We start from the raw sequence: 17,329 nt of genomic DNA, 5'->3' as shown, positions 1-17,329 counted from the left end.
TTTGTTTTCTTTTTGTGGACGCGCGCTCGGGGGTCGTTGTTTCAGGGGACGTTGGCGCGCTGCACGCCCGCGACAACCGACAGCCCGGACAGACGAGCGAGAACGAGCCCATGACCCAGCAGCACACCCATCCCCACTCGCACGCCCACCCGGCGCTGCCCGCCCCCTCCCGCGAGGGCAGCGTCGTCCTGGAGATCGGCGGCACCCTCGGCGCCCTGATCATCCACGCGAGCCCGGCCGACGACGGCCTGGAGATCGAGGTCAGCCCCAGCGACGACGACAGCGTCCGCACCCACGCCGCCGTCCGGCCTCGCCACCTCGCCGACCGCACCACCTACTGCGCCGTCATCTCCCCCCTTCCCGAAGGCGACTACACGATCTGGCGCACCCTCGACAGTCCGGAGGCCGCCTGCACGATCCGCGGTGGTCAGGTCAGCGAGCACCACTGGCTCATCTGACGCATCATGTCCGGCAACCGGCACGGGCCGTAAGCGTCGTTCGGCACGACACGTCGGTCGGCCCGAGCCGGCCGACGAGCCCGCCGTAGGTGCGAGCGGTGGGTGACGGCGGATCCGGCGCTGCACCCGGCGGGTGATCAGGTTGCGCGCCCAAGTGCTGGCACCCGTGGCACGCCGGCCGTGTCCACTCGCCGGGATCCGCAGAATGTCGCCGCGATGACCAAGGCCGCAGGACCTGGCCCAGTTCGGGCACGCACCGGCGATGGCGCGCATCCACGGCGCGATCGGCATGGGCGGCGACCAGCTGCTAGACCACCTCCTGCCCAGCGGCCGCGACCGGGGCCAGGACGGGGCGATCGACCAGGCGCACCAGGTGCTGTTCGCCCGCTACTGGCCCCCCTGCGGGCCTTCGACGCGGCGGCCGGCCTGCTGCGCGATCTCGCCGGGCGTGGCTGGACGATCGTGCTCGCCTCCTCCGCCTCCGGACGCGACCTCGAGGTGATGCGCCGCGTCCTGGACGCCGACGACGTGATCGACGCCGCCACGCGCGCCGACGACGTGGATGCCAGCAAACCGGCCCCGGACCTCGTGCGGTCCGCACTCACGAAGGTCGGCGCGGGGCCCGGCGAGGCGGTGTTCGTCGGCGACACCCCCTGGGACGTGAAGGCCGCCGCCCGCGTCGGTGTCCCGTGTGTCGCGGTGCTCTCCGGCGGCTTCGGCGAGGCCGTCCTGCGCTCCGCGGGCGCCGTCGAAGTCCACGCCGACGCAGCCCGTCTCCTCAGCGGCCTCGATCGGAGCATCCTCGCCGCCCCGGCCGCCCCCGGCCGGCGCCGGGTAGGGCCTGGCCAGGTCGAGGTCGCGCCATGAGCGAGTCCTCGGGCGCCGGGTACACGGTGTCCGCGGAGTTCTATGACCTGTTGCAGGCCGAGACCGACCGCCGCCAGGCCAAGCGGCGCTTCGCCGAGGCGGCCGCCCGCTCCCGTACCGCGATCCTGGACGTCGGCGCGGGCACCGGGATCGTCACCGAGATCCTGCTGGCCGCCTCCACCGCGCCCGTCCACGCCGTCGAACCGTGCGCGGCGATGCGCGCCTCCCTGCTGACCCGCCTGGCCGCCATCGGCGCCGACCGGCGGGCCCGCGTCACCGTGCACCCCGAGCCGCTCGAGCAGGCCGACCTGCGCGAGATCGCCGACCTCGCCATCGCCTCCAACGTCATCGGCTGCCTCCCACCGCCCACCCGCCGCGCCTGCTGGCAGGCCGTCAGCACGGCCTGGTCCCCGGCGGCCTGCTGCTCTTCGACCCGCCGCCTGCCGAACTGCCCACCGGCCCACCGGCCGTGACGCGCCTGGGACCGGTGCGGGTCGGCCCGGACCTTCTACAGCGCGCTCGTGCGGCGCGAGGCCGACCGCGGCATCGTGCGCACGGTCGTCACCTACCGCGTCGAACGCGACGGAGCCGTCCTGTGCGAGGCGAGCGAGGGCTTCGACATGTGGCCCGCCGACCCGGCCCTGCTGCTCAGCGAACTCGAGGAGGCGGGACTGCAACCGGTACAGGCCCCCCGGACCGATCTCATCGCCGCCCACCGCCCCGGGCTCTGAAATCGCGGGCCCACCTGCGGCGAGCCGTCTCCCGGGCGGCCGCCCGGGGCCCGGAGCGGCGCGGCACCGGTACTCCGCGTGCCTGGCCGGGCAGCACGACTGCTGACACGCCGGCGGCCGGGCTCGACGTGCCACGCCGGGGCGCCACTGTAGAGCGCGTTCGCCGCTGGGGGGCATCATTCAACGAACCCCTCTCTGGCCGGCCGTGCCCACACAGCAGCGGCCGCCCGGTCTCGTCTTCGTGGAAGGATCGCCATTTGGACTCGCAACCCGCCCCTGCCGTCGGCTTCCTCGGCCCCCAGGAGCGGCCTGTGCGCCTGCTGGTGGTCTGGGGGCCGCACCGCGCGGTCAGCGCCGACCTCGATCCCGATCAGGCCCGTGCCGTCGCCGAGCGTTTGCCAGGCCACCTGGTCGCTGCCCACGCCGGCCAGGAACCCGCGCAGCTGGTGCACTTGGCTCCAGCCGGCGCTGGACGTCACCCTCGATCTGGACCGCGACGGCCCGCCGCACCTCGCCCACTTCGACCATCCCTGATCCCGCCCTCGGGCCCCGCACGCGCGTCGCCCGGCAAGGCGGCGGCCTCGGCGTGGATACTGGGGGTGGGGCGCCGCAGGCGGATCTTTCGGGCGCGGGGCCCGTTACGCGTTGGCGAACGCGGTGACCAGTGCCTCGCCGAAGGCGGGCAGGTCGTCGGGTTTGCGGCTGGTGATCAGGGCGCTGGGTCCCGCGGTGCACACCACGACGGGCTCATCCGCCCATTTGGCCCCGGCGTTGGCCAGGTCGGTGCGAAGGCTGGGCCAGGAGGTGAGGGTGCGCCCGCGGACCACGCCGGCCTCGATCAGCGTCCACGCAGCGTGGCAGATGGCGGCGACCGGTTTCCCGGCGTCGAAGAACGCCCTGGCGAACGCCACGGCGGCGGCGTCCAGCCGCAGGGCGTCGGGGTTGGCCACGCCGCCCGGCAGCACCAGGGCGTCGTAGGAGGCGGCCGAGACGGCGTTGACGGCGGCGTCGGCATGGAAGGTGTCGCCGCGATCCAGGTGGTGGAACGCCTGCACCTTCCCACCACTCGTCGATACCAGGCGGGCGACGCCGCCCGCTTCGAGGACGGCCTGCCACGGATCGGTCAGCTCTACCTGTTCCACCCCCTCGTCCGCCACCAGGAACGCGACGGTCTTGCCCTGCAACGTCACCATGTGACATCCCTTCGTCATGCGGGAGCGCCCGGGCGCGGGCGCCGTCCTCGACACTTTCACCGGCCCGTGGCGCCCGCGCGCCGAACCACCGTGTCCTGGCCGGCCGAGGCCGACGGCACCGCGCGGCACCGGTGCGCTGGCCGGGCGCCCGCGCGGGCGCGTTTCAGCCGTTCTCGGCCCGTTGCCGGCCGGCCGGCCGGCGATCGGGTCGGCTCGCCGCCTGGGGCCGTGCAGTGCTTGGCCGCGTCCTTGAGTTTCTTCCCGGCCTGCTTGAGGTCGTTCTTGACCTGGGTGCCCTTGCCCTCGGCCTCCACGACGCGATCACCGGTGGCCCGCCCGGCGGCTTCCTTCGCCTTGCCCCGGGCCTTCTCGGCCGCGTTGCGCAGCTTGTCTTTGGTACCCGCTCACCACATCCTCTCGACGGGCGCGTCGGCCCCCACCGGGGCGCGCCTGCCCCGATCAGCCGCTCCCACACCTGTCGGCGTGCGAGCGGGGGATCAGGCGCGAGGTCACCGTCACGCGCGCAGGGCCGGCAGGACGTGCTGGCGGTAGGCGTCGAAGAATGCCTCCTGGTCGGGGCCGATCTGGCCGACGTAGACCTCGTCGAAGCCCGCCTCGGTGTAGGCGCGCACGGTCTTCGCGTGCTCGTCCACGTCGTCGCCGCAGGTGACGGCATCGGCGACCAACTCGCGGGTGACGAGCTGGCTGGCCTGCTCGAAGTGCGCTGGGGTGGGCAGGATCTGGGCGAGTTCGCCGGGCAGCAACTCGGCCGGCCGCAGCCGGTGGACAGTGTCGACGGCCTGTCCCGGTCCGGACCCCAGCACACCTTGACCCCGCCGATCACCGGCTTGCCGGCACCGCCGCCCTCCCGGAAGGCCCGCACGAGGCCGGCGTCCGGGGTCATGGTGACGAAGCCGTCCCCGATCCGTCCGGCGAGCTCGGCCGCGTTCGGCCCGAACCCGGACACATAGATGGGCAGCGGCCCGGCCGGTGGGGTGTAGAGGCGGGCGTCGACCGTGTAGTGCCGGCCCCGGTGGCTGACCAGCGGCCGGTGAACAGCTCGCGCGTGACCTCGACCGCTTCTTCGAGCATGGCGGCGCGGTCCTCGAACGAGGGCCACCGCTCGCCGTGGACGTGCTCGTTCAACGCCTCGCCGGTCCCCACCCCGAAGGCGAAGTGGCCCCAGTAGGACGGAGGAGGTGACGGCGGCCTGCGCGGTGACCGTGGGGTGCAGCCGCACCGTGGGGCAGGTGACCAGGGTGGTGACGGGCAGGTCGACGGCCTGGGAGAGGGCGCCGATCATCGACCAGACGAACGGGCTGTTGCCCTGGGCGCGTCGTTCCACGGGTGGAAGTGGTCGGAGATCGCCAGGCGGGTGAACCCGGCCTGCTCGGCGCGCTGGGTCTGCTCCAGGAGCTCGGCGGGGCTGAACTCCTCGCAGGAGAGGAAGTAGCCGTACTCGGTCATCGGTCTCGTGCTCCCTTGTTCATCCTGTGCCGGGGCCCTCGAGTGCGGCTACCCGTCCACCGCTGCGGAACACCAGCCTCGCCCGCCCCGCCCGACACGCCGCGGCGGCACGGCGGGAGGCCGGGTGCGCCGCCGCCCGCCCGGCCCACCGGCACACGCCGCGGGCGGCCAGGCGGTGTCAGGCCGTCAGGAACCTGGCGATGGCGGCGTCCCAGTCGACGTGCTGCCCCTCGGCGCCGAGCGGGACCAGGAGCAGCGTGGCGGTGAGGAAGCGCGCCAGGGGCCGGGTCGCGGTGTGCAGGAGGGCCACGCCGCCCGGGCCGCCCAACGCGATCACCGTCCCACCGTCCTCGGTGGGGGCGATGTGGACGTCGCCGTCACCGGCCGGGCCTTCCAAGCCGGCCAGGAGCAGGTCCCGGGACAGCAGCCAGCGTGCCTCGCCGCAGGCGTCGTCGAAGTCCATCGTGACGGCGAACGGGTCGGCGAGGCTGTAGCGGCAGAGGGTGGGTACGTGCCGGCACTGGGTGGGGCCGGTGATCAGCCGCAGCGGCAACTGGGCGGTGGCTTCCTGCATAGGGTGCTGCCTCCCGTAGGGGTCGTGGAGCGGGCGAGATGTCCGGCCTTCGTGTGCCCCGTTCCGGTGGGTCAACTCCCTTTCGGCGGGGCCGGATTGTCAGGATGTTCCTTCACTGTGTCGCTGTCGCTACCGGCGGCGGGGTCATCGGGTCAACGAGATGGCTCATCGTCGGTTGCGGCCGCCGATGGGGTGCCGGGGTCGAGGAGACGGCCGGCGGCGGCGCCCGCGTAGAGGGTGAAGCCGACGCCGACCAGCCAGGACTGGACGACCAGGACGGGGCCTACCGCCCCGTGGGACAGGGCGTTGGAGATGACCAGGGGCGCGAACACCAGCCGGGAGAAGAAGCGCGGCCGTGGTGGCCACCGCGCCGGGCAGCAGCCGCCGCCACGGGATACGCCCGGCCAGCAGCAGCCTGGGCAGCCACCAGAACAGCAGCACCCCGCCCAGCACGGTGGCCGTGATCCGCAGCGCGGGCTGGGCCGTGCTGCGGGGCGCCAGGCAACGCCGCTCCAGGCGGCCGCCACGGCGTAGCTGATCAGACCGACAAGGCCCAGCGCCGGGCGCCACAGGCCGTGCCACGATGCGGGCGGAAGGTCCCAGATTCGCTCGTACGCCTTCTGGATCGAGGTCATCAGGTGATGCCGAAGACCTCGAGCGCGGCCAGGTCGACGCCGGTGGTGGTGCTCAGGTCAGGACCTGCCCCGGGGAGACGAACAGCTCGCGCACTGGCTTCTGGGCGCGGCGGGTCAGACCGAGGCTGTCGGTGATCCAGTACCGAGGCCGATGCCGTTGCCGCGGGTGGCGGAGGCGGCGGCGATCACGATCAGCAGCGGCACCAGGGTCACGAAGCACAGCGCGGCGAACGCCATGGAGCGTTCCATCAGCTCCGCCCGCCGCCCTACCTGCCAGATCCCGTCGGCGACCAGCCGGCCACGGCGTGGGCACCCCCTCGGAGTTCGCTCGGGCGGGCTGTCAGTCGAGCCCGTAGGCGAGGGTGGGGTGGGTCTCGGCGATCTGCAGGAGGCGGTTGTACTTCGCGGTGCGCTCCCCTCGGGCCGGCGCGCCGGACTTGAGCTGCCCGCAGCCGGAGCCGACCGCGAGGTCGGCGATGAAGCTGTCGTCGGTCTCCCCGGAGCGGTGGGAGACCATCGCCGTGTAGCCGGCCTGCCGGCACAGCCGCATCGCCTCCAGGGTCTCGCTGATGGTGCCGATCTGGTTCGGTTTGATCAGGACGCCGTTCGCGATGCCCGCCGTGATGGCGTCGGTGATCAGCGCGGGGTTTGTGGTCAGGTTGTCGTCGCCCACCAGCTGCACCCGGTGGCTCAGGTCGGCCGTCAGCTTCACCCAGCCGTCCCGGTCGTCCTGCCCGAGGCCGTCCTCGATGCTCCAGATCGGGAAGTCCTCCACCAGCTGCTGGTACCAAACGATCATGTCGGTGCTCGACAGTGACTGCCGGTCGACGAGGTAGGTGCCGTCCTGCTGGCGGAACTCGCTGGCCGCCGGGTCCAGGGCGATGGCCACCCCGTCGCGGCCCGGCGTGTAGCCGGCGTCCTTGATCGCCTCGACGATCAGCGACAGCGCCTCCTCCGGGCGGCGCAGCCCAGGGGCGAAGCCGCCCTCGTCCCCGAGACCGGTGGCGTAGCCCTTCCAGGCGAGGCGGGTGCGCAGCGCGGCGTAGACCTCGGAGCCGGCGCGCACGGCCTCGGCCATCGACGGCGCCCCAAGCGGGGCGATCATGAACTCCTGGAAGTCGAGCGGGTTGGGGGCGTGAACGCCGCCGTTGATCACGTTGAAGTGTGGCACCGGCAGCCGGGCGTCGACCTGCTCGGGGTTCAGGTGCTGCCACAGCGGCACCGCGCTGCGCAGCGCGTCGGCGCGGGCGGCGGCCATCGACACGCCGATCAGTGCGTTGGCGCCCAGGCGGGACTTGTCCGATGTGCCGTCCAGGTCGCGCAGCACCTGGTCGAGGGCCTGCTGGTCGTGGTGGGTGGTGTTGCGCAGCGCGTCGGCGATCTCCTCGTTGACGCCTGCGACGGCCTTGAGCACGCCGTGGCCCTGGTAACGGTGGGGGTCGTTGTCGCGCAGTTCGACGGCTTCGGTGGCGCCGGTGGAGGCACCGGAGGGGACGCCGGCGCGGCCGCGGCTGCCGTCGCTGAGGCCGACGACGACCTCCAGGGTGGGGCGGGAGCGGGAGTCGAGGATCTCCGTGGCGTGGACGTACACGATGTGGATCGCCATCGGGTGCGGGTCCTTCTGCAGTGGGTTGAAGGGGGCGGGGGTGCTCGGCGGTCAGTGTGCGGGGGTGGTGGCGCGGGCCCGGGAGGCGGTGATCTCGGCTTCGGCGGCGGCGCGGCCGGCCCAGTCGGTGCCCTCGACGGACTTGCCGGGTTCCAGGTTCTTGTAGACCTCGAAGAAGTGCTGGATCTCGCGCAGGTCGTGCTCGGGCACATCCGCGAGGTCCTTCAGGTGCGCGTCGCGGGGATCGGAGGCGGGCACGCACAGGACCTTGTCGTCCTCGCCGTGCTCGTCGCTCATCCGGAACATGCCGATCGCCCGGGCGCGGACCCAGGTGCCGGGGAAGAGCGGTTCGCCGGTCAGCAGCAGCGCGTCCAGCGGGTCGCCGTCGCGCCCGAGCGTGCCATCGATGTAGCCGTAGTCCGCGGGGTAGCGGGCGGAGGTGAACAGCATCCGGTCCCGGCGGATGCGGCCCAGCTCGTGGTCCATCTCGTACTTGTTGCGTGATCCCTGTGGGATCTCCACGACGATGTCGAATTCCATGCTCTCGTCCCTGCCATGCCGGTGCTGTTCTGACAGACCTTCCGGCAGACCGACGATGCGCGTGGCCGAGAAAATGGGGGCACAGCTCTCCTACCGGGAAGGGTAGGGACTGTTGGCGGCCCACGGCCGCGGTTACGGCGAGCCCCACCGCCGTGCAACACCGCCAGAATACGCCGAGCCCATGGGTGCTGTCGCAGCCGTCCCGCGTGCTGGACCGCTGCGGCGCACTGCGCGGGCCAAGGCGGCGCCGATCAACCAGTCGGCGGCCACGTCGGTGGGCCAGTGCACGCCCAACCGGATCCGGGCCACCCCCACCAGCGCCACCACGCAGCGCCCTGCCGGGCCACAGCCGGCGGTGGCTGCCGAGGCCAGCGCGGGGTGCCGCGAGGGGAAGCTGCTGCCGTGCGGCCGGGCGCGCCACCCGGATCGGGGCGGCCGGGGCCGGCGGGCGAGGTACTTGAGGGCTTCCTGGCAGACGTCGGTGGTAGCCACCGCCACGAGCGGCCACCACCGCGCCCGCCCGCGCCCGCGGATGGTCCGGGCGGCTGCGAGGGCGTAGGCGCAGGTCCGGTCGCCGAGGGGGCTGACTGCCCGCCCGCCAGCACGGCGCGTCCCAGCCGTTGCTGGCCAGTGCCGTGAACAGCCGCTGCTCGCGGGCCCTGGCCGTCACCGGTGCTCCGGGGCAGGGTTCTCGCCCAGGTCGACCGCCATGTCCCAGGGCTGGAACCCTTCGGCGATGATCTCGGGCACCGAGTCCCGCAGCCGGTGCAGCGCCGCGATCCGGTGGGCGATCGGCGGCCGGAAGCGGATCGTCTCCAGCTGGTGCAGGTCCACCAGCTGTGGGCGCAGGCCCTGCTCGCACGGCGCCAGGGTGCGCGCGGTGGGCTCGTCCACGTCCGGGAAGAGGAAGACGATGTCCAGCATCCGCCGGGCGACCGACCGGTTGACGGCGTCCAGGACCAGCACCGCCCGCCCGCCGGAGCTGGCCAGGCCGGTCTCCTCCGCGAGTTCGCGGCGCGCGCACTCCTCCAGCGCCTCGACGGGGCCCGGCACCCCGCCGGGCAGACTCCAGTCGCCTGGCGAGGTGCGGCGCACCAGCAGCACCGACGACCCGCAGAACACCAGTGCGCTGCAGCGCACATCGACATCCGGCATGGCGTACTCCCGAGCGGCTCGGGCCCGCACCCGTCAGGGTCGGGCGGTCCGGCCAGGAGCCATCAGCGCCAGCGGCGGCGCGGTTGAAGGCGGGCCCCATCGCCTGCAGTCTCATGGCAGCACGCCCAGCCTTCTGCCACAACCGGAGACGTTCGAGACCGAGCTGGCAACCGGGCTCCGGCCGTTATCCGCCGCGGGGGACGGCGAAGTCGGCCAGGTGTGCCGAGCCCGCTGCCAGGTCGGCCCACGGCCCGGCCACCTCCAGCACGGCGATGCCGCTGGTGGGGAACTTCTCCCGCAGCCGCTCCAGCCCCGCGCCTGCTTCGCGGGCCGCCACGTGCAGGACCAGGTCCTGAACGGCGGGCTGGTGTCCGACCAGCAGCACCGTCGACAGCCACGGGGCCAGCTGGCGCACCACCGACACCAGACCTTGCCCCTCGGCCCCGTACACCCGGGCGTCGAAGTCCACCGGCGGCACCCGGTCCCACTGCGCGGCCACCAGCTCCCACGTCTGGCGGGTACGGCGGGCCGGCGAGCACACCACCAGCTCCGGCAGCACGCCGTGCTCGAGCAACCAGCGGCCCGCCGCCGGCGCATCACGCAGGCCCCGCTTGGCCAGCGGCCGCTCCGCGTCCGCGACATCCGGCCACGCCGCCTTCGCGTGCCGCAGCACCACCAGCCGCCGTCCCACCCCGCCTGCCCTGTCCGTCACCGTGTCCATCCCTCCACTGTGCCTCTGCCGGGCGGCCCCGTCTTCGTGGTCGCCACCGCGGCGGTCGGGGGCGACAATGGCAGTGAACGGTGATGAGGCTCACCGACAACCGCACCACCCGGTGCTGATGGCCTCTGCGACACCACGCGTCGTCGCGGGAGGACACCATGCCCAGCACCAGTACCAGCACCGTCGTTGTCGTCGAAGCCACCACCTGCTCCGCCTTCACCCACGCACCCCGACCCGAGCGCGCCGCCGCTCGCTGGACCGACCTCCCGCTCCTCGGCTGCCCCGTCGGCGAGGGCTACATCTCCGACACCCTCGACGACGACGGCCACGCCGCCCGCGCCCTGGTCCTGCTCCCCGACGACGCCCGGCCCGGCCGCCCGGTCAACGCCCGGCCCGTCGCCCTCCTGCGAGCTGAGCGCGAGGGACAGCCGGCCGAGGAGACTGTGTGCGTGGACGCCGACGACCACGACTTCGACCAGATCACGGGCCCCGACGACCTCGCCGCCTGGCACGCCGGTCCCGACGCCCTCGCACAGGTCTGGGACCACCTCACCCACCACGCCACCACCCGGCAGGCCACCAGCGACGGCCCCTTCGCCGCCCGCGCCCACCTCGACCACACCCGTCACGCCTACCAGCGGCTGACCGGCTGCCTCGACTGGGCCTGACCGCGGTTCACGCCATGACCACCCGCCGTCCGCACCTGGTGGCCGCCGTCAGCGGCCTGCTCCGCCGCACCCACCCACCCGCACTGCCGCCGCGGGATGTCCAGCTGGCGCGGCTGCTGGCCATCCTCGACGAAGCCGTCGCCGCCCAAGGCGAATCCGACCGGATCGTCGCCGCCTGCGGCGCCAGCGGAGCCGTCTCCGGCTCGGTCGGCCGCAGCGGCGGCGTGCAGCTCAACATCTACCAGCGCCTGGGCACCCGCCTGGTCCACCTGGACGTCGACGACACCCTCGCGCCCTACCACGAACACGCCATGCGCCTGATCGCCTATCACCGGTGGATCCTCCACGAGGCGATGAACCTCGCCTTCACCCCCCACCCCGATCCCCGTGCCGAGGCCATGCGCAGCCGCCTGGCCGGTCTGGGCCGACCCGCCGCCGACCTGCGCACCCTGCGCCACGACCTCCACACCCTGGCCTCTCGCACCACCACACCGGCAGCACCCCGGTGAAGGCGGGATGCGTACCGCCCGCCAGCGCTGCTCGCGGCCTGCCGACGGACCGGCGAGCGCGGGGTGGGGCCACAGGCGCGGTGGTCACGCCGCGCCGGGACGGTCATTGGCGCAGTGGTGGCCGGCGCCTACGCTGGCAGGGCGAGACGGCGGTGGGGCCCGCCGTGAACCGCGGTGCGCCGCCAACGGTCCCTACCCGCCGAGGTAGGAGAGCCATGTCCCCGCGCCGCGCACGCCGCTCTCCAGCGTCCACCTCCCACCAGCCTGTTTCCCCGGGGGCACTGGCACAGGAGGGTCGACGGAGGCGGATGGCATGGCAGGCGATGTGGGAGCTCAGGCCCGGCAGGGATCCGGAGCCGAGGGCGGGAGTGTCGGCCGGGCGGGCCGGAGCCGGTTGGAGTGCGGGCCGCTCGCCCCGGCCGGGGCGCGTCGTCTGGCCGGGGGTGCCGGGTGAGCGGGGTGCTGGTGCTGCTGCGGCACGGGCAGAGGAGCGCGAACGCGGGCGGGGTGTTCTCCGGCTGGCTGGACGTGCCGCTGACGGACAAGGGCTTCGCGCAGGCCAGGGCGGCGGGGCGCCTCCTCGCGTAGGCGGGCCAGGAGCAGTACGCGCTGTGGCGCCGATCGCTGAACGCCGCGCCCCCGCCCGCCGAGCCCAATACGGTGCCGCCCTTCGGTGACGCGCGGTACGCACAGCTGCCGCCGCAGGCGTGGCCGTTGACGGAGTCGCTGGCGGATGTGCAGCGCAGGCTGCTGCCGTACTGGGTGGATCGGATCGCGCCGTCGCTCGCCCGGGGGCGTACGGTGCTGGTGGCCGCGCACGGGAACTCGCTGCGGGCGCTGGTGGCGCACCTGGACGGCCTGGACGCGCGCCAGGTGGCCGAGGTGAACGTGCCGACCGGGATTCCGCTGCTCTACCGCTTCATTCCCGGGCTGCGGGTCGAGCCCGGGAGTGGACGCTACCTGGACCCGGTGGCGGCCGAGCACCAGGCCACCGCCGTCGCCCGCGAATAGAGCAACCGCGGTGGCCCCGGCCCCGCGGCCGGGGCCACCGCGGCTCGCCCTGCCGGGCGGGTGCCCGCTCCGGTCGCCGACGGACCCGGGAGTCGGGCCGGGGCGTTGGAGACCCGGTCGCGTGTGCCCCAAGCACGGGCGCTGCCCGGCGCGACGGGCGCCGAGCAGCCGCGGGTTTCACGCCGCGAGCAGGAGGGGGCGCAGCGGCCCGCCGCGCAGCCGGGCGACGACGGGGGTGGCCAGGCGGCGGCCGGTCAGCACGACGGGGACGGCGATCAGGGTGCCGATCAGGGCCGCGGCGGCCACGTCGTGGGGGTAATGCGCGCCAGCGTAGACCCGGGAGAAGGCCATCAGGACGGCGGCGATCACCGCCGGCACCCCGAGGCGCCGGTTGACCACCAGTAGCGCGGTGGCGGCGGCGAACGCGACGGTGGTGTGGTTGCTGGGGAAGGCGTAGTCGCTGGGCGCGGGGCAGGCCTCCAGCAGGAAGTCGTGGATCACGGCGCGGCAGGGCCGCGGCTCCTGGAAGTAGCCCCTGATGCCGGAGTTGGCCACACAGGCGATCGCGGCGGCGGCGAAGGAAGCGATCGCCCCGGCCATCGCGGCGGCGTCCTTGCGGCGGGCGCTCCACCAGGTGGCGACCAGCAGGGCGATGAACAGCACGGCGCCGTAGCTGGTCCACCACACCATCGCGGTGTTCAGCCAGGGGGTGTGGCGGGCGAAGTCGGTGACAGCGGTGTACAGCCCGTCGTCGATGCGGGAGCCGTCCAGGGAAGCCAGCGCGGTTGTTGCTGTGGTGGTCATGGAAATGAGGGCCGACCTGGGCAGGAGTGTGGGCGCGCATGGCCGATGATCGCTCGACGCGGCGTCGCCCACGGCTCAGGGCTCGGCAAAGTCCGTTGGGTGGTGGAACGGGCCTTCGCCTGGCTTCACCAGTTCAAACGACTCCGGATCCGCTACGAACGACGCGCCGACCTCCATCAGGGCCTGCTCGAACTGGCATGCAGCCTCATCTGCCTCCGCCGTTTGCGGACCTCACGATGAAACGAGCGGTCAGTTGAGGATGATCGGATTGGTGAGTGCGGCGACGTGCCCGTTGGGGTGGCGGACCTCGATGCGGACGAACGCCGACTGCTCCGCCGTCGTGTCCCACTGCACCGCTCGCGCCCCGTCGCCGAGGACAGAGGCCCGGTGGACCTTTCCTCGATCGGTGTGGAAGCTGACGGTCCCCACCGGCACACCGCGTACTGCCGCGTGGATTTCCACCTGACCACCATGAGTCACGAGTCGTTCTCCCACCCCCGCAACGCGACCATCGGCAGTGGCGGTGAACGACATGTCCACGTCCGCCGACTCGGCGATCCAGCTGCGGCCGGCGCGGATCCCGGCCAGGACTGCCTCTGTGCTCAGTTCCTCGGCGAAGACCACGGTGTGGGGGATGCCGATCTGCCCTTCCAGGTGGGTGTCGCTGTTGCCCATCGCCGGCCGCCACGAGCCCGTGTGGATGTCGGCCGCGAGGCTCCGCCCCCACTCTGCCAGGGCCGTCTCGTTGTCGGCGTTCCAGGGCCGGTCCGAAGTCCACGGTCCGTTCCACACTTCCACCACGTCGAAGCCGAGGAAGGGGAACATGAAGTCGCCCGACGGGTAGGGCGCATGTGGGTGCGCGGCCACGCACAGGCCCCCGGCTCGATGGACCTGGTCCAGGCACTTGTCCACCAATCCGTCCCTGACCTGGTGGTTCCAGTCGACGACCTCGCCGGGTTTGAGGCCGAGCGCGAGCCAGTGCCCGGTCTTCGTGGTCACCTCTTCACCGAGAAGGATCAAGAAGTCATCGGCGGCCAGATGCCCCCAGGCCTCCGGGACGGCGGCCGAGTTGTGCTCCGTCGTCGCGATGAAGTCGAGCCTGGCCGCGCGCGCCCGAACGGCCAACTCTTCGGGGGTGAGCTCCCCGTCCGAGTGGACGGAGTGGATATGGCAGTCCCCGCGGTACCAGGCCGCCCCGCGTCCGACCGCCCGCGCCGGCGGGAAGCTCAAACTCGACAAGGTTCTCCCCCCAAAGTCCTGTCGAGCCAACGCGCGGGCAGGGCAACCCGTTCCCTGTGATGGAGCGTTCTAGGTTGCGAGTGGAGCAAGCTACCTTGCGAGTGCACCCGTGCGGAGTGGTCAGACCACGGTGGGTTACGAACAACTTCGGTGATCCGGTACGGCGGGCCGAGGGCCGGTGCTGTCCTGGGAGCATGGGCGACCCGGTGACGCCGAAGGCGTTGATCCGATCCGATGCGTGCGGCCTGCTGGAGCTGGCCTGTGCGTACGACGACTCGCCGTCCCGGGGCCGGCTGCGGGCGCCTGGCCCCCGCCATGCGGCCCCCGCTCTCACCCCTCGGCCTCCCCGACCCCGTCGGACCGGAACACCGCGTGATCAATGCCCTGACCACCCGCGCGCCCACAGTGCAGAGAGCATTCCGCTGCCAGCGATAGCCGCGATGACCCCGACTGAGTTCGAACTCACCGTCGCGGCCCTGCTGCACCACGACGGCTTCGAGGTGGTACGGGAACGCGGCGGATCCGGGGACCTCGGCGCCGATGTCATCGCCCTCTCCCCGGCCGGGAAGCGCTTCGTCTTCCAGTGCAAGCACGGCAGCGGCAGCCGGCGGCTCGCCAGGGTCGATTCCCCGGACATCCAGCGGCTCAACGGCACCGCCCGACCCGTCCACTGTGCGGACGTGGTTGTGATGGTGACGAACGGTACGGTGACCGGGCCCGCACTGGCCTTCGCCCGTTCGCAGCACATCCACTGCCTCGACCGGGACCGTCTGGAGCAGTGGGCCCGGTGGGGCAGCCCCTGCTGGAACTGCTGCCGGATCTCGGCCAGGCCTGACTGTCGCCGACCGGACCGGCCGCCTGGGAGCCGATCCCCTGCGTCCTGTCTCGCGGCGTGGGGCTTGAGGCCGCCCAGGGGAGCGAGCCGGATCTACGGGCCGACGATGAGCCAGAGGACCAGGCAGGCGTCGAGGTCCCCCGAGTACCGATACACGACGGAGATGCCGCGGCCGCCGGTGGCCGCAGGCGTCACCTCGACGGCGTAGGTCTCGGAGCGGGGGTCGGCGTCTGGCAGGCCGCGGCCTTGGTCGGGCTCGGTCTCAAGGGAGACGCGGACGGTTTCGACGGCGGCCCGCTCGCCGGGGGTCAGCTCTCCGAGCAGCTTCGCGACGGCGTCGCTGTGAAAGGCGTGGGTCACTGGCCGGCCAGCTTCCGCCGGAGTTCCTCGTTGACGGCTTCGGCGGGGGCCATCACGGCCGCCATGGCCTCGGGGTTCTGCCGGAGTATGACCCGGTGGCGGAAGGCCTGGACGACCTCCCGGACGGCACCGAGGTCGTCGAGGTCTACGGCGTCGAGTTCGCGTTCGAGGGCCTGAGCGTCACCGGGCAGGCCCCAGACGGACAGAGCGGCACGCAGCTCGCGAAGCGTGCCCATCGGGGGGATATACGGCTCGGCGTGGGTGTGCGGTGCGGTGCTCACAGGGTGGGCTCCTTCCGGTCCTGCTGCGTTGCGCCGGTGGCACGAAAGCTGGGGGCGGTGAGGCAGTGGAGCGCGTTGACGGTCTCGGCGGTGGCGTCCAGGTGGGGAAGCGGCGTCTGGTCCAGGGTCCTGCGGACGTGGTGGTGGAAGGTCGCGAGCATCGGCACTCGCAGGGCCGCTTCCCGTGTCCACGCGATGACCTGGCGGTCCTGCTCCTGAGGGATGAGCACCGGCAGGTGGGCGACGTCGGCTTCCGCCAGGGTGGCCGCGATCTTCTCGGTGACCCGCTCGCGGGCCCGCCGGTGACCGTGGAGGTCGCGCAGTTCGCCGACGGTGAATGCGGCGTATCCGCCCTGCTGGGCGAGCCGACGCAGCACCTCGGCTGCGGCCGAGGCGGTGTTCGAGGGGCTCATGGGCCCTCATTCTCCTCTCGTGCGGGAGTGTCCGGTACGCCAACATCCTGCTGGGGAGATCGCCGTGGAGGAAGCGGATCGGGAAAAGAGGGCGGGCGGGACATCCCGCCGGCGTGGAGCCAATGCGCCCGTGGACTCGGGAGACGGTCCGGTGCCTCCGGCTCGTGGGGATCCAGGCGACGCCGCCTCAGGGGGCAAACCACCTCAGATCGGCTGGAATGCCGGGCTAACCGTGCTCACCACAGAGTCGAGGCCGCTGTCGAGCAGGGTTCTTACAGAGGCAAGCTGGGGAGCACGCCGTCCGGGCCGGTGCCGTCGCTGAGGTTCACCTGCCGACCGTACAACGCCCGATGGTGCAGGTCCTTCGCCGAACTTACGGTGGACAGTGGCAGTGCGCGGCGGGCGGAGGTGCGATGGCCCAGATGGCAACGATGGTGTGCGAGGGGTGCGGCCGGACCGCGCCCTGGAACCCGTGGCTGACCTGCTCACTCACCTGTTTCGACCGCGACCGCCCGTCCGCCGAGGAGCAGCAGGCCGCAGCCGAGGACGCCCCCGATGCCGTGGCCTACTTCCTCGGCATCGGGCCGGGTACCCCCGTGGACGACAGCGGGTAGCCCGGTGCCGCCGGTCGGCCGCCTCCCAACCCCAACCCCAACCCCGGCCCGGGCCGGGCCGGGAGCTGCACCCTGGAGTCATGGGGCCACGCGAAACGACGCAGGTGAGATGTGCCGGTGCCGAGGAGGCGCATCCGGTGCGTGCTTCCGCCGGGGTAGTCGGCCGGGTAGAGGAAGCGGGGCGCCGACGAGCAGAGGTGCGACGGCGAGGTGGATCTCGTCGACCAGGCCCTGGGAGAGGAACTGGGTATGGATCTGGCCGCCGTCCTCGACCATGAGCCGCTCGACGCCGCGGGCGGCGAGGTCGTCGAGCAGGGCACCGAAGTCGACGCTCTCGCCGGTGTTGACGACATCGGCCAGGCCGTTGAGCTCCTCGCGGAGCTTGGCGGCGGAGTCGGTGGTGTAGATGACCTTCTTGTCCCTGAAGTGCCAGAACTTGAGGTTCCGGCTCAGGTCACCGCTGGCGCTGATAGTCACCGCAGGGTGTTGCCGCCGATGAGGTGGCGCCGGACTCGGCCCAGACCTGATCGAAACGGTCGAAGTCGGCCGAATCCGACAGCAGAAGACGTTCGGGCGAGGCGTCGTCGATGTGGCCGTCGACGGAGGTGGCGACGCTGAGCAGGACGAAGGGGCGGGTGGCCATCGTGG

General features: G+C 72.7%; 26 protein-coding genes, 4 pseudogenes and 2 riboswitches. Of the genes and pseudogenes, 12 read left to right on the top strand and 18 right to left on the bottom strand.

All coding sequences use genetic code 11. The features are described 5' to 3' along the window. The first annotated feature begins 110 nt into the window (after positions 1 to 110). The 5 genes from ACIQVZ_RS40795 to ACIQVZ_RS40775 all read left to right on the top strand — a co-directional run bounded on the left by ACIQVZ_RS40795 (position 111) and on the right by ACIQVZ_RS40775 (position 2,590). Positions 111 to 458 carry a hypothetical protein gene (locus ACIQVZ_RS40795; RefSeq protein WP_402457767.1) on the top strand — a complete coding sequence of 116 codons (348 nt, stop codon included), beginning with the start codon at positions 111 to 113 and terminating at the stop codon, positions 456 to 458. 216 nt (positions 459 to 674) lie between these two features. After that, positions 675 to 1,325 (top strand): HAD family hydrolase, encoded by a 651-nt coding sequence (locus ACIQVZ_RS40790; RefSeq protein WP_402457778.1) that lies wholly within the window; start codon positions 675 to 677, stop codon positions 1,323 to 1,325. Then, complete coding sequence (locus tag ACIQVZ_RS40785) at positions 1,322 to 1,798, top strand: class I SAM-dependent methyltransferase (protein ID WP_402457764.1); 477 nt, start codon at positions 1,322 to 1,324, stop codon at positions 1,796 to 1,798. Before ACIQVZ_RS40790 ends, ACIQVZ_RS40785 begins: the two co-directional genes overlap by 4 nt. A gap of 48 nt (positions 1,799 to 1,846) precedes the next feature. Continuing rightward, positions 1,847 to 2,056, top strand: coding sequence for a hypothetical protein (locus ACIQVZ_RS40780; RefSeq protein ID WP_402457763.1), 210 nt, complete (start codon positions 1,847 to 1,849; stop codon positions 2,054 to 2,056). A 378-nt stretch (positions 2,057 to 2,434) separates the two neighbouring features. After that, positions 2,435 to 2,590, top strand: a complete 156-nt coding sequence (locus ACIQVZ_RS40775) for a hypothetical protein (protein WP_402457760.1) — start codon at positions 2,435 to 2,437, stop codon at positions 2,588 to 2,590. A 104-nt stretch (positions 2,591 to 2,694) separates the two neighbouring features. Here the strand turns inward: ACIQVZ_RS40775 and ACIQVZ_RS40770 are convergent, their stop codons facing one another. The 5 genes and pseudogenes from ACIQVZ_RS40770 to ACIQVZ_RS40750 form a co-directional block, all read right to left on the bottom strand. Beyond that, a complete protein-coding gene (locus ACIQVZ_RS40770) occupies positions 2,695 to 3,249 on the bottom strand; it encodes a DJ-1/PfpI/YhbO family deglycase/protease (RefSeq protein WP_402457757.1) in 555 nt (184 codons plus the stop codon). Between the two features lie 56 nt (positions 3,250 to 3,305). After that, positions 3,306 to 3,635: a CsbD family protein gene (locus ACIQVZ_RS40765; protein WP_402457775.1), complete on the bottom strand. Its 330-nt coding sequence runs from the start codon at positions 3,633 to 3,635 to the stop codon at positions 3,306 to 3,308. A gap of 129 nt (positions 3,636 to 3,764) precedes the next feature. Next, a pseudogene (locus tag ACIQVZ_RS40760) lies at positions 3,765 to 4,716 on the bottom strand (TIGR03557 family F420-dependent LLM class oxidoreductase). A 178-nt stretch (positions 4,717 to 4,894) separates the two neighbouring features. Continuing rightward, positions 4,895 to 5,290, bottom strand: coding sequence for an SsgA family sporulation/cell division regulator (locus ACIQVZ_RS40755; RefSeq protein ID WP_402457754.1), 396 nt, complete (start codon positions 5,288 to 5,290; stop codon positions 4,895 to 4,897). A 152-nt stretch (positions 5,291 to 5,442) separates the two neighbouring features. Next, positions 5,443 to 5,622, bottom strand: a complete 180-nt coding sequence (locus ACIQVZ_RS40750) for a hypothetical protein (RefSeq protein WP_402457752.1) — start codon at positions 5,620 to 5,622, stop codon at positions 5,443 to 5,445. A gap of 23 nt (positions 5,623 to 5,645) precedes the next feature. Between ACIQVZ_RS40750 and ACIQVZ_RS40745 the strand changes: the two genes are divergently transcribed. After that, entirely contained in the window at positions 5,646 to 5,828 is a 183-nt protein-coding gene (locus ACIQVZ_RS40745) for a hypothetical protein (protein WP_402457749.1), read from the top strand. A gap of 211 nt (positions 5,829 to 6,039) precedes the next feature. On the opposite strand, the gene ACIQVZ_RS40740 is transcribed toward ACIQVZ_RS40745, so the two are convergent. From ACIQVZ_RS40740 to ACIQVZ_RS40715, 6 genes are all read right to left on the bottom strand, one after another. Further along, positions 6,040 to 6,174 carry a hypothetical protein gene (locus tag ACIQVZ_RS40740; protein WP_402457746.1) on the bottom strand — a complete coding sequence of 45 codons (135 nt, stop codon included), beginning with the start codon at positions 6,172 to 6,174 and terminating at the stop codon, positions 6,040 to 6,042. A 91-nt stretch (positions 6,175 to 6,265) separates the two neighbouring features. Beyond that, positions 6,266 to 7,531 carry a phosphopyruvate hydratase gene (gene eno / locus ACIQVZ_RS40735; RefSeq protein ID WP_402457743.1) on the bottom strand — a complete coding sequence of 422 codons (1,266 nt, stop codon included), beginning with the start codon at positions 7,529 to 7,531 and terminating at the stop codon, positions 6,266 to 6,268. Positions 7,532 to 7,582: 51 nt separating this feature from the next. Then, on the bottom strand, positions 7,583 to 8,071 hold the full coding sequence (locus ACIQVZ_RS40730) for an inorganic diphosphatase (RefSeq protein WP_402457740.1): 489 nt from the start codon (positions 8,069 to 8,071) through the stop codon (positions 7,583 to 7,585). A 132-nt stretch (positions 8,072 to 8,203) separates the two neighbouring features. Continuing rightward, positions 8,204 to 8,395 (bottom strand): phosphatase PAP2 family protein, encoded by a 192-nt coding sequence (locus ACIQVZ_RS40725; protein WP_402457772.1) that lies wholly within the window; start codon positions 8,393 to 8,395, stop codon positions 8,204 to 8,206. A gap of 342 nt (positions 8,396 to 8,737) precedes the next feature. After that, positions 8,738 to 9,226, bottom strand: coding sequence for an NUDIX hydrolase (locus tag ACIQVZ_RS40720; RefSeq protein WP_402457738.1), 489 nt, complete (start codon positions 9,224 to 9,226; stop codon positions 8,738 to 8,740). A gap of 46 nt (positions 9,227 to 9,272) precedes the next feature. Next, positions 9,273 to 9,339, bottom strand: a riboswitch (Fluoride riboswitch). Positions 9,340 to 9,410: 71 nt separating this feature from the next. After that, entirely contained in the window at positions 9,411 to 9,947 is a 537-nt protein-coding gene (locus tag ACIQVZ_RS40715) for a SixA phosphatase family protein (protein ID WP_402457735.1), read from the bottom strand. Positions 9,948 to 10,017: 70 nt separating this feature from the next. After that, a riboswitch (Fluoride riboswitch) is annotated at positions 10,018 to 10,082 on the top strand. Between the two features lie 23 nt (positions 10,083 to 10,105). Between ACIQVZ_RS40715 and ACIQVZ_RS40710 the strand changes: the two genes are divergently transcribed. The 3 genes and pseudogenes from ACIQVZ_RS40710 to ACIQVZ_RS40700 all read left to right on the top strand — a co-directional run bounded on the left by ACIQVZ_RS40710 (position 10,106) and on the right by ACIQVZ_RS40700 (position 12,135). Further along, positions 10,106 to 10,615 carry an inorganic diphosphatase gene (locus ACIQVZ_RS40710; RefSeq protein WP_402457733.1) on the top strand — a complete coding sequence of 170 codons (510 nt, stop codon included), beginning with the start codon at positions 10,106 to 10,108 and terminating at the stop codon, positions 10,613 to 10,615. 14 nt (positions 10,616 to 10,629) lie between these two features. Beyond that, on the top strand, positions 10,630 to 11,124 hold the full coding sequence (locus ACIQVZ_RS40705; RefSeq protein ID WP_402457730.1) for a hypothetical protein: 495 nt from the start codon (positions 10,630 to 10,632) through the stop codon (positions 11,122 to 11,124). A gap of 450 nt (positions 11,125 to 11,574) precedes the next feature. Further along, positions 11,575 to 12,135 (top strand): annotated as a pseudogene (locus ACIQVZ_RS40700) (2,3-bisphosphoglycerate-dependent phosphoglycerate mutase). Between the two features lie 177 nt (positions 12,136 to 12,312). Here ACIQVZ_RS40700 and ACIQVZ_RS40695 read toward each other — a convergent pair. Next, entirely contained in the window at positions 12,313 to 12,939 is a 627-nt protein-coding gene (locus tag ACIQVZ_RS40695) for a phosphatase PAP2 family protein (protein WP_402457727.1), read from the bottom strand. Between the two features lie 42 nt (positions 12,940 to 12,981). On the opposite strand from ACIQVZ_RS40695, the pseudogene ACIQVZ_RS40690 reads away from it, so the two are divergent. Further along, a pseudogene (locus ACIQVZ_RS40690) lies at positions 12,982 to 13,179 on the top strand (transposase); the annotation flags it as partial. 9 nt (positions 13,180 to 13,188) lie between these two features. Here the strand turns inward: ACIQVZ_RS40690 and ACIQVZ_RS40685 are convergent. Then, positions 13,189 to 14,169, bottom strand: coding sequence for a CehA/McbA family metallohydrolase (locus tag ACIQVZ_RS40685; RefSeq protein WP_402457725.1), 981 nt, complete (start codon positions 14,167 to 14,169; stop codon positions 13,189 to 13,191). 68 nt (positions 14,170 to 14,237) lie between these two features. Between ACIQVZ_RS40685 and ACIQVZ_RS40680 the strand changes: the two genes are divergently transcribed. Then, entirely contained in the window at positions 14,238 to 15,221 is a 984-nt protein-coding gene (locus ACIQVZ_RS40680; RefSeq protein WP_402457770.1) for a restriction endonuclease, read from the top strand. On the opposite strand, the gene ACIQVZ_RS40675 is transcribed toward ACIQVZ_RS40680, so the two are convergent. The 3 genes from ACIQVZ_RS40675 to ACIQVZ_RS40665 are packed head-to-tail and all read right to left on the bottom strand — an operon-like array spanning position 15,107 to position 16,067. After that, a complete protein-coding gene (locus ACIQVZ_RS40675; RefSeq protein ID WP_402457723.1) occupies positions 15,107 to 15,373 on the bottom strand; it encodes a hypothetical protein in 267 nt (88 codons plus the stop codon). The two genes, ACIQVZ_RS40680 and ACIQVZ_RS40675, sit on opposite strands and share 115 nt — an antisense overlap. Continuing rightward, positions 15,370 to 15,654: a hypothetical protein gene (locus tag ACIQVZ_RS40670; RefSeq protein WP_402457721.1), complete on the bottom strand. Its 285-nt coding sequence runs from the start codon at positions 15,652 to 15,654 to the stop codon at positions 15,370 to 15,372. The genes ACIQVZ_RS40675 and ACIQVZ_RS40670 overlap by 4 nt, the downstream gene beginning before the upstream one ends. Continuing rightward, positions 15,651 to 16,067, bottom strand: a complete 417-nt coding sequence (locus ACIQVZ_RS40665) for a hypothetical protein (RefSeq protein ID WP_402457718.1) — start codon at positions 16,065 to 16,067, stop codon at positions 15,651 to 15,653. The genes ACIQVZ_RS40670 and ACIQVZ_RS40665 overlap by 4 nt, the downstream gene beginning before the upstream one ends. Positions 16,068 to 16,480: 413 nt before the next feature. Between ACIQVZ_RS40665 and ACIQVZ_RS40660 the strand changes: the two genes are divergently transcribed. Then, a complete protein-coding gene (locus tag ACIQVZ_RS40660; protein WP_402457716.1) occupies positions 16,481 to 16,681 on the top strand; it encodes a hypothetical protein in 201 nt (66 codons plus the stop codon). 78 nt (positions 16,682 to 16,759) lie between these two features. Here ACIQVZ_RS40660 and ACIQVZ_RS40655 read toward each other — a convergent pair whose 3' ends face one another. Both ACIQVZ_RS40655 and ACIQVZ_RS40650 read right to left on the bottom strand, forming a co-directional pair. After that, on the bottom strand, positions 16,760 to 17,158 hold the full coding sequence (locus tag ACIQVZ_RS40655; protein WP_402457713.1) for a RibD family protein: 399 nt from the start codon (positions 17,156 to 17,158) through the stop codon (positions 16,760 to 16,762). Next, a pseudogene (locus ACIQVZ_RS40650) lies at positions 17,136 to 17,329 on the bottom strand (hypothetical protein); the annotation flags it as partial. The pseudogene ACIQVZ_RS40650 and the gene ACIQVZ_RS40655, both read right to left, overlap by 23 nt.

Origin of the sequence: Kitasatospora sp. NPDC098663, assembly GCF_044760075.1 — a bacterium.
In the GTDB taxonomy this organism is placed as follows: domain Bacteria; phylum Actinomycetota; class Actinomycetes; order Streptomycetales; family Streptomycetaceae; genus Kitasatospora.
This window is presented reverse-complemented; position numbering and strand designations above follow the sequence as displayed.